General features: G+C 57.4%; 14 protein-coding genes. 6 read left to right on the forward strand and 8 right to left on the reverse strand.

Annotated elements, in window-relative coordinates; genetic code table 11:
* Nucleotides 1–115: 115 nt before the first annotated feature.
* Nucleotides 116–1339, reverse strand: a complete 1224-nt coding sequence (locus K9U38_RS17120; protein ID WP_224495565.1) for an argininosuccinate synthase — start codon at nucleotides 1337–1339, stop codon at nucleotides 116–118.
* A gap of 263 nt (nucleotides 1340–1602) precedes the next feature.
* Between K9U38_RS17120 and K9U38_RS17125 the strand changes: the two genes are divergently transcribed.
* Nucleotides 1603–2244 (forward strand): LysE family translocator, encoded by a 642-nt coding sequence (locus tag K9U38_RS17125; RefSeq protein WP_224495566.1) that lies wholly within the window; start codon nucleotides 1603–1605, stop codon nucleotides 2242–2244.
* A gap of 8 nt (nucleotides 2245–2252) precedes the next feature.
* On the opposite strand, the gene K9U38_RS17130 is transcribed toward K9U38_RS17125, so the two are convergent.
* From K9U38_RS17130 to K9U38_RS17145, 4 genes are all read right to left on the reverse strand, one after another.
* Nucleotides 2253–2678 carry a hypothetical protein gene (locus K9U38_RS17130; RefSeq protein WP_224495567.1) on the reverse strand — a complete coding sequence of 142 codons (426 nt, stop codon included), beginning with the start codon at nucleotides 2676–2678 and terminating at the stop codon, nucleotides 2253–2255.
* A complete protein-coding gene (rlmN, locus tag K9U38_RS17135; RefSeq protein ID WP_224495568.1) occupies nucleotides 2675–3913 on the reverse strand; it encodes a dual-specificity RNA methyltransferase RlmN in 1239 nt (412 codons plus the stop codon). The genes K9U38_RS17130 and rlmN overlap by 4 nt, the downstream gene beginning before the upstream one ends.
* Before the next feature lie 124 nt (nucleotides 3914–4037).
* Nucleotides 4038–4541 (reverse strand): invasion associated locus B family protein, encoded by a 504-nt coding sequence (locus K9U38_RS17140; protein ID WP_224495569.1) that lies wholly within the window; start codon nucleotides 4539–4541, stop codon nucleotides 4038–4040.
* A 285-nt stretch (nucleotides 4542–4826) separates the two neighbouring features.
* A complete protein-coding gene (locus K9U38_RS17145) occupies nucleotides 4827–5225 on the reverse strand; it encodes a YkvA family protein (RefSeq protein ID WP_224495570.1) in 399 nt (132 codons plus the stop codon).
* Between the two features lie 206 nt (nucleotides 5226–5431).
* Here K9U38_RS17145 and K9U38_RS17150 point away from each other — a divergent pair, with 206 nt between their 5' ends.
* Complete coding sequence (locus tag K9U38_RS17150) at nucleotides 5432–5902, forward strand: low molecular weight protein-tyrosine-phosphatase (protein ID WP_224495669.1); 471 nt, start codon at nucleotides 5432–5434, stop codon at nucleotides 5900–5902.
* Here K9U38_RS17150 and thpR read toward each other — a convergent pair.
* Nucleotides 5854–6450 carry an RNA 2',3'-cyclic phosphodiesterase gene (gene thpR, locus K9U38_RS17155; RefSeq protein WP_224495571.1) on the reverse strand — a complete coding sequence of 199 codons (597 nt, stop codon included), beginning with the start codon at nucleotides 6448–6450 and terminating at the stop codon, nucleotides 5854–5856. The two genes, K9U38_RS17150 and thpR, sit on opposite strands and share 49 nt — an antisense overlap.
* Before the next feature lie 131 nt (nucleotides 6451–6581).
* Nucleotides 6582–7247, reverse strand: coding sequence for an arylesterase (locus K9U38_RS17160; RefSeq protein ID WP_224495572.1), 666 nt, complete (start codon nucleotides 7245–7247; stop codon nucleotides 6582–6584).
* 70 nt (nucleotides 7248–7317) lie between these two features.
* On the opposite strand from K9U38_RS17160, the gene K9U38_RS17165 reads away from it, so the two are divergent.
* The 4 genes from K9U38_RS17165 (at nucleotide 7318) to K9U38_RS17180 (ending at nucleotide 12258) form a co-directional block, all read left to right on the forward strand.
* Entirely contained in the window at nucleotides 7318–8022 is a 705-nt protein-coding gene (locus K9U38_RS17165) for an ABC transporter ATP-binding protein (protein WP_224495573.1), read from the forward strand.
* Between the two features lie 14 nt (nucleotides 8023–8036).
* Nucleotides 8037–10586 carry an ABC transporter permease gene (locus K9U38_RS17170; RefSeq protein WP_224495670.1) on the forward strand — a complete coding sequence of 850 codons (2550 nt, stop codon included), beginning with the start codon at nucleotides 8037–8039 and terminating at the stop codon, nucleotides 10584–10586.
* A gap of 190 nt (nucleotides 10587–10776) precedes the next feature.
* Nucleotides 10777–11553, forward strand: coding sequence for a Bax inhibitor-1/YccA family protein (locus tag K9U38_RS17175; protein ID WP_224495574.1), 777 nt, complete (start codon nucleotides 10777–10779; stop codon nucleotides 11551–11553).
* A 147-nt stretch (nucleotides 11554–11700) separates the two neighbouring features.
* A complete protein-coding gene (locus tag K9U38_RS17180; RefSeq protein ID WP_224495575.1) occupies nucleotides 11701–12258 on the forward strand; it encodes a GNAT family N-acetyltransferase in 558 nt (185 codons plus the stop codon).
* 17 nt (nucleotides 12259–12275) lie between these two features.
* On the opposite strand, the gene K9U38_RS17185 is transcribed toward K9U38_RS17180, so the two are convergent.
* Nucleotides 12276–12647: a DUF2794 domain-containing protein gene (locus K9U38_RS17185; protein ID WP_224495576.1), complete on the reverse strand. Its 372-nt coding sequence runs from the start codon at nucleotides 12645–12647 to the stop codon at nucleotides 12276–12278.
* Between the last annotated feature and the right edge of the window lie 205 nt (nucleotides 12648–12852).

The raw sequence follows: 12852 nt of genomic DNA on the forward strand, positions 1-12852 counted from the left end.
CAAGTAGCAACAACAGGGTTCTAACATCTAGGACGGAGACGACGCACTCACAAGTGGGCAGACTCGAAACAAAAAAGCGGGGCAGGGCCCCGCTTGATTTGCTGTTGGAATGTTGTCAGCTCGATCGCTTGCGTGCCGCCAGCGTCCGCAGACGCAGGGCATTGAGGCGTATGAACCCGGCAGCATCCTTCTGGTCATAGGCGCCGCGATCATCTTCAAATGTCACGAGCGCATCGGAATAGAGTGATTTCTTCGACTTGCGGCCAGAGACCATGACATTGCCCTTGTAGAGCTTCAGGCGAACGCTGCCCTCGACATCTTCCTGGCTCTTGTCGATCATCGCCTGCAGCATTTCGCGTTCGGGCGAGAACCAGAAGCCATTATAGATGAGCTCGGCATAGCGTGGCATGAACTCGTCTTTCAGGTGGGCGGCCCCACGGTCAAGCGTAATGGATTCCATCGCGCGATGGGCGGCCAGCAGAATGGTACCGCCCGGTGTCTCGTAGACGCCACGCGATTTCATGCCCACAAACCGGTTCTCGACGAGATCAAGCCGGCCGATGCCATTGTCGCGGCCAAGGTCGTTAAGTGTTCTGAGGAGAGTGGCCGGCGACAGCGCCTTGCCGTCAATAGCCACCGCATCACCCTTCTCGAATGCAATCTCAATCTCTGTCACCTTGTCGGGAGCATCCATTGGCGAAATCGTGCGCTGGTGCACGTACTCCGGCGCTTCCTGCCACGGATCCTCGAGAACCTTCCCCTCTGATGAGGAATGCAGAAGATTGGCGTCTACGGAGAACGGTGCTTCGCCGAGCTTATCCTTGGCGATCGGAATCTGATGTTCGCGCGCAAATTCCAGCAGATCGGTGCGGGATTTGAATGTCCAGTCGCGCCAGGGCGCGATCACCTTGATATCGGGGTTGAGCGCATAGGCCGAGAGCTCGAAGCGTACCTGGTCGTTGCCCTTGCCTGTCGCGCCATGCGCAATCGCATCGGCGCCCGTCCGCGCGGCGATCTCGACCAGATGTTTGGAAATCAATGGGCGTGCGATGGACGTACCGAGCAGGTAGACCCCTTCATAGACGGCGTTGGCACGGAACATCGGGAACACGAAATCGCGCACGAATTCTTCGCGGACGTCCTCGATATAGATTTCCTTGATGCCGAGCATCTCGGCTTTCTTGCGCGCCGGCTCAAGTTCTTCGCCCTGGCCAAGATCCGCCGTGAAGGTTACGACTTCAGCACCAAGCTCAGTCTGTAGCCATTTCAGGATGATGGATGTATCGAGGCCGCCCGAATAGGCCAGCACGACTTTCTTGACGTCTTTCCACTTGTTCATTGCGTTTCCCTGGATCCGGACCAACTAATATTGTGTTGCCGGTCTTTTAACAGTTGACGCACCGTTGGCAAGGTCGGTGTTGGCGCCTCCGCGGGCCGCTGTCCTCCCATGTTGGCCATTTTCTGTCCTCGCCTGCTTCCGGCCGTCGGGGCTGGCAAACTGCGTCAACGATCCACGAGCCGGGCGATGATGCCATTGCTCCGAATTGAGTGGCGAAACCCTGACTTTCGCGTTAGCTTCCGCCAGTTCAGACGGAGCCCATCATGACCTTCATTCCCGAATGGCCGATTATTCTGCAGTTCGCTATCGCAACTTTCGTTTTATCCATCACGCCGGGTCCTGATATGACTCTTTTTGTCGGGCGGGCGCTGTCGGAGGGCAAGGCCGCCGGGTTTGCGTGTCTGGCGGGTGCCAGCAGCGGTGTTGTGGTGCATACGACGATGGTTGCGATCGGCCTTTCGGCATTGATCGTGGCATCACCCAGTGCGTTCCTGGCCCTCAAAATCGTAGGCGCGGGTTACCTCGTCTGGCTCGCCTATCAGGCAATTCGCCATGGTTCCGCGTTCTCGCCGGAAAAAAAGACGGGCCAGACGCATACTTTGTTCCAGAACTGGCTGACGGGGCTCGGCATCAATCTGCTGAACCCGAAAATCATACTGTTCTTCATGACGTTCCTGCCGCAATTCGTCTCGGCCTCGGATCCGCACGCCCCCGGGAAGCTGTTCTTTCTGGGTGTCCTGTTCATTCCCTTGGCCCTGCCGGTCGTGGCGCCGATGATTATCGCCGCTGACAGGTTTTCAAGATTGCTCAAGAAAAACCCGACCGTGACGCGGGTCACCGACTGGCTGTTTGCCGGGGTGTTTTCGGCTTTCGCCGCGAAAATTCTGATGGCTCAGGCGAAGTGATGTCTGCGCTAGTGTTTCGGTGGCGCTGCGATTAGACCAGCGCTGCGTCCCGAGACCAGCCAGTAGGCAAAGCCGCCGACGATGCCGGTCGCCAGGATGGCCGCGAATGTACCAATATCTTCGGTCTGCGGCTGCCATTTCCAGACGATGATGACAATAGCGACGGCGCCGCCTCCCAGCGCGTAGAACAGCCAATCGCGCCAACCGGTCAATTCTGCATAGAGGATGATTACGGATGCAGGAAAGAACACGCTATAGCCTATGACCACCGCAAAGATCGGCACAGTGTTATAGATGAATGGCCCTTCGGCACCGATAAGCTGCGAACTTCCGAGCAACAGCAGATTGAGAAACAGCGAAGCTGCAACGATGGCAAACAGAAAGCCAAGCACGATTAGCGCAAAGCGCAGAAGATAGAGCAGGAACCGTCTCAATCTTCACCGTGCCCGGCAATCATCGCCGCCTCGAAGGCGAGCCGATCGGTCTTCTTCATGCGTTCCGACTCTGACTTCAACTGCCCGCAGGCTGCAAGGATGTCGCGGCCGCGCGGCGTGCGAATAGGCGAGGCATAGCCGGCATTGTTCACGTAGTCGGCGAACTTCTCGATCTGTTCCCAGTCGGAACACTGGTAGTTGACGCCGGGCCATGGATTGAATGGGATCAGGTTGATCTTGGCCGGGATGCCCTTGAGCAGCCGGACGAGCTCCTTCGCGTCTTCAAGTGAATCGTTGACGCCCTTGAGCATCACATACTCGAAAGTAATGCGCTTGGAATTGGAAAGGCTCGGATAGGCCCGGCATGCGTCGAGAAGTTCCTTCAACGGATACTTCTTGTTGATCGGCACGAGCATATCGCGCAGGTCGTCGTTGACGGCGTGCAGCGAGATAGCCAGCATCACCCCGATTTCCTCGCCCGTGCGGTAGATCTCAGGCACGACGCCGGAGGTCGAAAGCGTGATGCGACGCTTGGACAAGGAGAGCCCGTCGCCATCGGAGGCGATCAACAGGGCTTTTTTCACATTGTCGAAATTGTAGAGGGGCTCGCCCATGCCCATCATGACGATGTTTGAAACCTTGCGGCCTTCAGCGGGCACGATCGCGCCATCCGGCGTGTTGCGATCCGGAAAATCGCCCAGCCGATCCCGCGCGATCAGCAATTGCGACAGGATTTCTTCCGCTGTCAGATTACGAACCAGCTTCTGGGTGCCGGTATGGCAGAAGGAACAGGTAAGCGTGCAGCCGACCTGGCTCGATATGCACAACGTTCCGCGGCCCTCTTCAGGGATGTAAACCGTTTCGATTTCGACCGGCCGCCCGGCCCCGCGTGGCGGAAAGCGGAACAGCCACTTGCGCGTTCCATCGTTGGAAATCTGTTCTTCGACGATTTCGGGACGGGCGATGTTGAAATGCCGCGCAAGAAGCTCACGCATCTCGCGCGAAATGTTCAACATATCGGCAAAATCGGACACGCCGCGCACATAGAGCCAATGCCAGAGCTGCGCGACACGCATTTTGACCTGCCGTTCCGGGACGCCGATCGCCACGAGCGCTTCGCTCATTTCTGCACGCGACAGGCCAATCAATGAAGGCATTTCTGCCATCGGGCTGCGCAGGACGTCGCGGGATTTGTCCCGGGCTACAGGATGGGTCAGGTCAAGCGATACGGACATTGGGATTTTCTACGTTCTCATTGGAAGCGGGGCTCATATCACGTTCCAGCGCTGGCGTCACCTCTGCAAGCGAAAAGGCCGGACATCGCTGTCCGGCCTCCATTGGATTGGTGCTGGTCCTGGTTTACTTGCAGGTCGCGATTGCCTTCAGGGCGGCCGATACGCCCTTCAGCGAATAGGCGTAGCTGGTTTTGGTCCCGCGTTTCGAAACGGCGCTGATAGACATCTTCTGGCCGGAACGCAGGGCTGCCACGAGTTGCGGTTCCTCGGCAGCGTTTTCCATCCACCCGTGACTTCCGTTCGTGAACATCGAAAAGTTGCGATTGTCGATCGTCACGGTGACCTTCGAGTTCTGCTGAAGGTCGTAGCCGGCCTTGAATTGCGGCTCAAAGCTAACGTTCTGCCCGGGCTTCTGGCTTACCATGAAGAAATTATCGCCGTGGTCGACGCTCGCGGGTTGTTTATCAATCGGAACGGAAAGGACGTAGCAAACCTTGCCGTTGCCCTGCTGGTAGCTGTAAGCGCCCCAGGCGTTGAACTGGCTGATCTGGCTTGGCGTCTGGGCAAGAGCTGTTCCTGCCAGCCCAAGCAAGAGCACCGAGGTCGCTACGATTGATTTTCCAAACATTTTACCTACCAGTTCCTGTCGTACGCTTCATAACTCGTGAACCGGCAATGGTCCGGAAAATAATCCGGATGCTGCATTGTCCAGTTCGCTCCTCTAAATTTGACTTAATCTGGGTTACCAAACGGTGAAGACAGGGTCAAAAAAGCTGATCGAGAGCCATGAAGGTTACATCCTAATCGAAGTCCCACACGCCAACTCCAGCCAAACAAAAGCGGCGAGACTTTGACATTGGCGCCGATCACATCGTTGTGATCCAACCTTCGTACTTGCTATATGCTCAGCTGGCTACAAGCCACCCTGTGGTGAAGCTCCTCGATCGAGCTCTTCAAGTGCCTTTTTCGCCGCTGCGCGATGGGCCGGGGTGATGTTGGTGCGGATCGCCGTCAGGGCTGCCATCAATACGGCCACGTCATCGGAGAAGCCGAGACCGAGGACAATGTCCGGGATGAAGTCGAGCGGCAGCACGAAGTAGGCGAGCGACGCCAGGAGTATCCCGCGTACGCGAGTGGGGGTGGCGGGGTCGAGCGCGCAGAAGTAGCCGGCGATTACCTCGTCCAGAAACGGGATGGCCTTCGCGGCCCTGCCTGCCGTCTTCCAGAACCGCGCTCGGACGCGCTCCTCACGTGAACGCTGTTTGTCGTCACTGCCCGGCTCGAGAATTTCGCCAATCTTTACGTCGTCCATCCCTCTTCCTTCAGGTTGTGCTTGAAAACATGGGTAGCCGAGTGGACGGCTACAAGAGTTTTCATCAAAATGCCGTGTATTTATCGTGTCCGGCAAATCATTCATGCGCTGCGCCGAATTTAGCCGAGATAGCGGTTGCGTGCGGTGAATTTTCTCCATATCTGCCCGGCAGCTTCACCACTCCTCGGGTCACGGTGTCACCATCCATGGAAATGCTTCCCTTCCGCTCCGCTCTTTTTGTCTGCCTGGGCAATATTTGCCGATCACCACTGGCGGAAGGCATTTTCAGATCGGTCATGACAACCGAGCGCAAGGGTGAGGGAATTATCATCGATTCCGCTGGCACCAATGGATACCATACGGGCGAAGCGCCGGATCGACGCTCGATTGCCGTTGCGAGCAGGCATGGGATCGACATCTCGCGTCAGCGCTGCAGGCAGCTGGCTGACGAAGATTATGTTCGTTTTGATCTGATTTTGGGCATGGACGATGCCAATGTTGCTGCCATCGCTGCACGACAACCCGCCAATGCTCGCGCGCAAACCGGTCTTTTCTGCGGGATTGCGCTCGGCGAACACCGGCAAATCCCAGATCCGTATTACGGTACCGATGCTGACTTCGAGCGTGCCTACCGGATGATCCGAGCAGCTTCGGAAGGTCTTTCGAAACTGTTCTGACGAATAGAGCGCGGCGCCTCGAGCGGCCACGCCTCCTCGACAATATAGGGACCACCGCCGATCGAATCGCGCGACGACATCAAGACGAACCGTCCGATGGTGAACGGCTCGGTGGCGAAATTGCCGCGTGAAGAGAGATAGTGTGCCACCTCTTCACCACGCACATTGCGCAATCTGGCGAGCGTCACATGCGGCGTGAACTTGCGTGGGTCGGCCGGCAGCATCAGGCGTTGGCATATGCGCTCGATCTCCGCCTGCAGCGCCTGAATATCCGGTGAAGGCGACACCGCGGCAAAGATACTGTGTGGCTTCTTCGATCCGAACGCGTTGACGCCGGAAAGCTTGAGGGTGAATTCCGGCCGCCGGACACGATCAAGCGCATTGGCCACTTCATCGGCGACATGGCCTTCGACGTCGCCGATAAAACGCAAGGTGATGTGATAGTTTTCGACGTCGATCCATCGGGCGCCTGGCAAACCACCACGCAAGAGCGACAGTGAGAGAGCGGCGTCCCTCGGGATTTCGAGGGCAGTAAAGAGACGCGGCATAAGGCATCCTCCCCGAATCGAGTTGTAACTCTAGAGAATCATTGAATGAGTCCGGGGGCAAGGCGTAAAATCACATTCTTCCGCCGCGCGACAAATTGGCCACGCAAATCTGTGAGCATGGCAGGCCGTTACTATTGCGAGATGGCCGAAGTAGTTTCGGCGATGGTTTTCTCGATAACTGGCAGGAAGCCGTCGACCATCCTGGCGACACCTTTTGCGTTGGGGTGCATGCCATCCTCAAGCTGCAGTGATTTTTCTGCAGCCACACCTTCCATGAAAAACGGGTAGAGCGGCACGTCGTATTTCTGGGCCAGCCTGGGGAAGATGGCATTGAACTTTGCCTCATAATCATCGCCCATATTCGGTGGCGCAAGCATGCCGGCAAGAATGACCTGTACGTTCCGCTGCTTCAATTTCTCGATAATCTCCGCGAGATTTTTCTCGCTGAGCTCCGGCGAGATGCCGCGCAACGCGTCGTTGGCACCAAACTCGAGAATAACGAGGTCTGTGCCCTCTGGCACGGACCAATCGAGACGCGACAGACCGTCCGTCGTCGTCTCACCGGCGACGCCGGCATTGGCAATCGTAACATTCACACCCTTTTCTTGCAGGGCTTTCTCGAGTTGTGCGGTGAAAGAGTCCTGCATCGGCAGCTCGAAACCAGACATCAGACTGTCCCCAAACCCGACAACGGTCAGCGGGTGGTCGGACACGCTTTTTTGATTAGCCAATGCGAAGGATGGCAAGGCAACAAGACCAAGAGAAACCAGGAATTGTATCAATAGTTTGAATCTCATTTTGAGGTACCCATATCTGACCAGCTGCAACCAGAGTCGGTGCCGACCATATCGCAAAGGAAGTCGTTTCGTGACTGAATCCGTCATAGAACTTGATCACATTGAGTTGACACTTGGATCCGGTGCTTCCTCGGTCCATGTCCTGAAAGGGATCTCTCTGACCATCAATTACGGCCAGTCCGTCGGCATTGTCGGGCCCTCCGGTTCAGGAAAATCCACCCTTTTGATGGTCCTCGCAGGCCTGGAGCGCGTGGACGCCGGTTCGGTCCGGATCGCCGGCGAAAGGCTGGAAATCATGAATGAGGATGAAGCAGCATCCTTCCGTGGCAGGAATATTGGCATTGTATTCCAGTCCTTTCACCTCATCCCGAACATGACCGCGCTTGAAAATGTCGCCGTTCCGCTGGAGCTGGCTGGCAATCCCGAAGCTTTTGCCATTGCCGCCCGCGTCCTTGCGGCGGTCGGGCTTGCGGATCGCGTTACGCATTATCCGGGCGAATTGTCAGGGGGCGAACAGCAACGGGTGGCGATTGCACGGGCCCTTGCCCCCTCGCCAAAGATCCTCATCGCGGACGAGCCGACTGGGAATCTCGATACGGCGACCGGCAAGCAGATTGCTGATCTCCTGTTTGAAAAACAGAAGGAGCTGGGTCTTACCTTGGTCCTTGTAACCCATGATGCCACCCTTGCAGCGCGTTGTGACCGGGAAATCCGCGTTCGATCCGGTCTGATCGAGGCTGACGAAGGCGCGCCGGAACTGGCGAAAACCGCATGACCGATGCTTCGTCAATGCGCTCATCGCCGTCGTTGAGACTGGCTCTGCGCTTCGCCTTGCGTGAAATGCGTAGCGGCCTGTCCGGGTTCTACATATTCCTCGCCTGCATCGCCCTGGGTGTTGCGGCCATCGGGGGTGTCAATTCAGTCGCCAATTCCGTCACGGCCGGAATCTCCACGCAGGGGCAAGCGATCCTTGGCGGCGATATGCGCTTCCAACTGAACCAGCGCGAAGTCACGCCTGACGAGCGAGCCTTCCTTGATGGCAAAGGCCGGGTTGCCGTCAGTGCAAACATGCGGTCGATGGCCCGGTTGCCTGACGGCTCCGACCAGTCTCTGGTGGAAGTAAAGGCCGTGGACGACGTCTATCCGCTCTTCGGAACCCTTCAGACGGCACCGGTGCTGGATCACGACGCACTGTTTTTGGAAAAGGATGGAGCCTTCGGCGCCGCCGTTGCCCAGATTTTTCTGGACCGGCTCAATCTCAAGATCGGAGACCGTGTGCTGCTTGGAACGGCGACTTTTCAGCTGCGTTCAGTCATTAACAATGAACCGGATCTGCTATCCGATGGTTTCGGTTTTGCACCGCGTTTCATGGTGTCGCTCGAAGGGCTCGCGGCGGCCGGTCTGGTCCAACCCGGCAGCCTCGTCGATCACAATTACAAGGTTGCCCTGCCTGACGGCGCCAGTGATGCCGATATCGCAGCTTTACGCGACGAGGCTCAGCGGGAGTTTCCCGAGGCTGGCTGGTCGATGCGCAGCCGCACCAACGCCGCCCCTTCACTCAGCGCCAACATCGAGCGGTTTTCGCAGTTCCTGACTTTGGTCGGACTTACGGCTCTGATCGTTGGTGGTGTCGGGGTCGCCAATGCAGTGCGAGCCTATCTCGACGGCAAGCGCGGGGTCATCGCGACGTTCAAATCACTTGGAGCACCGGGCTGGTTCGTTATCGCAGTCTATCTGATCCAGATTGTCATCATTGCACTTATCGGCATTCTGATAGGCTTGGTCGTCGCGGCCATCATTCCCTATGCGGCGGGCTACGCTCTCCAGGATATTCTGCCAATCGCAGGCAAGGGCGGATTCTATCCGGGCGCGCTGGCATGGGCAGCGTTGTTCGGACTTCTAACAACCCTCGCCTTTGCGATCCTGCCCCTCGGGCGTGCGCGCGACGTGCCCGCGACGGCCCTTTTCCGGGAGCAGGGCTTCGAGCAGCGGGGTTGGCCCAAGGCGTTCTATGTAATTGTTGCTGCAGCGCTCATCGCCGTTCTTTGTTTGCTTGCGGTTTTCTTCGCCTATGACCGGAGAATAGCGGTGATCTTCATCGGGGCGGTCGCATTCTCGTTTGTGGTGCTGCGGGCGGTATCCGGCCTGGTGCAATGGGCGGCCCGACGAGCACCCCGGGTTCGTTCCACGGCGCTGCGTCTTGCCATCGGCAATATCCATCGGCCGGGCGCCCTTACGCCCTCCGTGGTGCTGTCCCTGGGACTCGGCCTGACCCTGCTTGTGACGCTCGCGCTCATCGATGGCAGCCTGCGCCGGCAATTGGCCGGCAACCTGCCTGAAAGGGCTCCCAATTTCTTCTTCGTCGATATTCAGAGCAAGCAGGTGGATCAATTTAGAGATCTGGTCCAAAAAGCGGCACCCAACGGCAAGATCGTAAGCGCGCCCATGCTGCGCGGCCGTATCGTCGCGTTCAACGGAACCGGCGTCGACAAGCTTACAATTCCTCCGGAAGGGGCGTGGGTCCTGCGGGGAGATCGCGGCATAACCTACGCAAAGAACGTGCCGGAGAACTCTGAACTCACGAGCGGCAGCTGGTGGCCTGCCGATTACGCGGGCGAGCCCCTTGTGTCGTTCTCCGCGGAAGAGGCTGGCAATCTCGACCTCAAGATCGGCGATACGGTGACCGTCAACGTGCTTGGCCGCAATGTTACCGCGCGCATTGCAAATTTCCGCCAGTTGCAATGGGAATCCCTGGCCATCAACTTCGTCATGGTGTTCTCGCCGAACACCTTTGCCGGTGCTCCACATGCCTGGCTGGCAACCCTGACCGATACCTCCTCGACACCGCAGCAGGAGGCGACTGTCATGCGCGACGTGACCCGCGCGTTTCCGGCCGTCACCTCCGTTCGCGTCAAGGATGCCATTACCATCGCCAATGAGCTCGTCGGGCAGTTGGCAGTCGCGATTCGCGCCGCGGCATCGGTGGCATTGATCGCGTCGATCCTCGTGCTTGGCGGTGCGCTGGCCGCTGGCAACCGGGCGCGCGTGCACGATGCGGTGGTCCTAAAGACGCTCGGCGCGACGAGACGTACGCTCATTCGCGCTTTCACCCTAGAATACATGCTTCTAGGTCTCGCCACAGCGGCTTTTGCACTTTTTGCCGGCAGTCTGGCAGCCTGGTACGTGATCGTCAGGGTCATGACGCTGCCCGCATCCTTCCAACCGGATGTTGCTGTCATGACCGTGATCACAGCGCTGGTTTTGACGGTCGGATTTGGCCTTGCGGGCACGTGGCGAATCCTCGGGCAAAAGGCGGCGCCGGTACTGCGAAACCTCTGAAATCGTTAAAAGAGTGTAATTTTCGTTCGAATCGTCACGTTTTCGCCGATTACACGCAATCTTGAGTAAATCAGCTCTTGTTATGGATCGTACGAATCCCCATAATTTGTCCCAAGGCATGCTGGGGTCCCGCCAGCGGCGCCTGGGGATAAACCCGACACCCGACGGGACGAAGCAAATGAGGAAAACCATGGCTGACTATCGCAACATCCAGGCCCGTACACCGGCCGGAGTGCGTGTGGATGCGGGGATCGATCAGGGTCTGCGCAGCTACATGCTACAGGTCTACAATTTGATGGGAATCGGTCTTGCAGTGACCGGTTTTGCCGCCCTTGCAATTGTTTATCTTGCGACCACCAATGATGCATCTCTCGCCGCAGCACAGCTGCCAAACGGAAAAATGCTGACAAACCTTGGCGTGGCGCTCTATGGCTCGCCTCTGCGCTGGGTTGTCATGCTCGCACCTCTCGCTGCGGTATTCTTCCTGAGTTTCCGCATTGAGAAGATGAGCGTAGCCGCTGCTCAGACAACCTTCTGGGTATATGCCGCTCTGGTTGGTGTTTCGCTCTCGTCGATCTTCCTGGTCTACACGACAGGTAGCATTGTCCAGACGTTCTTCATCACGGCTGCATCGTTTGGCGCGTTGTCGCTCTACGGCTACACCACCAAGCGTGATCTGTCCGGGATGGGATCGTTCCTGTTCATGGGCCTGATCGGCATCATCCTGGCTTCGCTGGTCAATATCTTCCTTGCGTCGAGCGCATTGCAGTTTGCAATCTCGGCCATCGGCGTGCTGGTCTTTGCTGGCCTGACCGCCTATGACACGCAGAACATCAAGGAAATGTATTACGAAGGCGATGCCGCAGACACCTATGGCCGCAAGGCTATCATGGGCGCCCTGCGTCTCTACCTCGACTTCATCAACATGTTCATGTTCCTGCTCCAGTTCCTGGGCAATCGCGAGTAATCGCCGGAACATGGATTAAGATCGGGGCAGCGGAAACGCTGCCCTTTTTCTTTGGCCCTGGCCCAGTGGCTGTTGTGTGTTTTCTCTTTGATTCAGATGCAAAGACGTGCATGTAACGGGCACGATTGTTCGCTTCCGTGAAGGCCAATGACAGAGATCCACATCCGCCCGGCGCAGCCAGCCGACCTTGCATCGATAACAGAAATCTACCGCGACGCCGTTCTACATGGCACGGCAACCTACGAAATCGATCCGCCGGATCAGGCAGAAATGACACGGCGGTTTCATGCGACCACCACGGACGGCTTTCCCTACATCGTCGCTGAACTTGATGGCGCTGTCATCGGCTATGCCTATGCGAGCTATTTCCGCACGCGTCCCGCCTATTGGTGGTCCGTTGAAGATTCGATCTATATTGCGCCGGAAGCCAAGGGTAAGGGGTTGGGCAAGCTTCTGCTCAACCAACTGATCAAGGATTGTACGGCGCTCGGTTTCCGGCAATTCATTGCCGTTATCGGCGATGGCCATGATGGATCAGCGTCCGTTCGTCTCCATATCAGCGCCGGTTTCCGGCCTTCCGGGACGATCACCGCATCCGGCTTCAAGCACGGCCGCTGGCTTGATACGGTGCTGATGCAGCTTGAAATGAATGGGGGAGCCGACACGCTCCCCGGGAAGCCGCCCTTGCAGCCCGACAATTCCTAGGCCCGGTCATCGACGGTCTAGCCTCGAACGACGCTGAGGCCCTTGTCGAATACCCGCAAAACGCGGTCAAGCTCATGGCCGCGCTTCAGGATCAGCCCGCTTGCAGCGATCACGCTATAGGCTCCCTGCTTGCGGGCAAGCTTGGGATTTTTCTCGACCCGGAACATGGGCACTTCGCTTGCCCGCCGAAAGATTGAGAACACCGCGCGATCCATCAGGTGATCAATGGCATAATCACGCCATTCACCAGCGGAAACCATGAAGCCATAAATACGGAGAATTTGATCGAGTTCACGCCGGTTGAAGGTAACAGGCGGATCATTAGTGCATACTAGAGGGATAAGTTGCGCCTGCCGTTGCGATTCATCGCCACTCGCATTGCTGTCCATCAATCAACCGCCCTTACTGTCGTGTGACACCTGGATGACACAAAGGTGACCTGTTCTGCTTGCATTTACAAGACCGGAATGGTGGCGGCAGCAGCAATTATGGGCTTAGGAACCATTTTTTCGCAGGTTTCACGAAGCAATACGACCTGATTCCAATGGTGATGACCCGACACATTCTCGCCATAAACTGTTCGCATTCCCGCCC

It is taken from the genome of Phyllobacterium lublinensis (genome assembly GCF_020164435.1).
Classification (GTDB): Bacteria; Pseudomonadota; Alphaproteobacteria; order Rhizobiales; family Rhizobiaceae; genus Phyllobacterium; species Phyllobacterium lublinensis.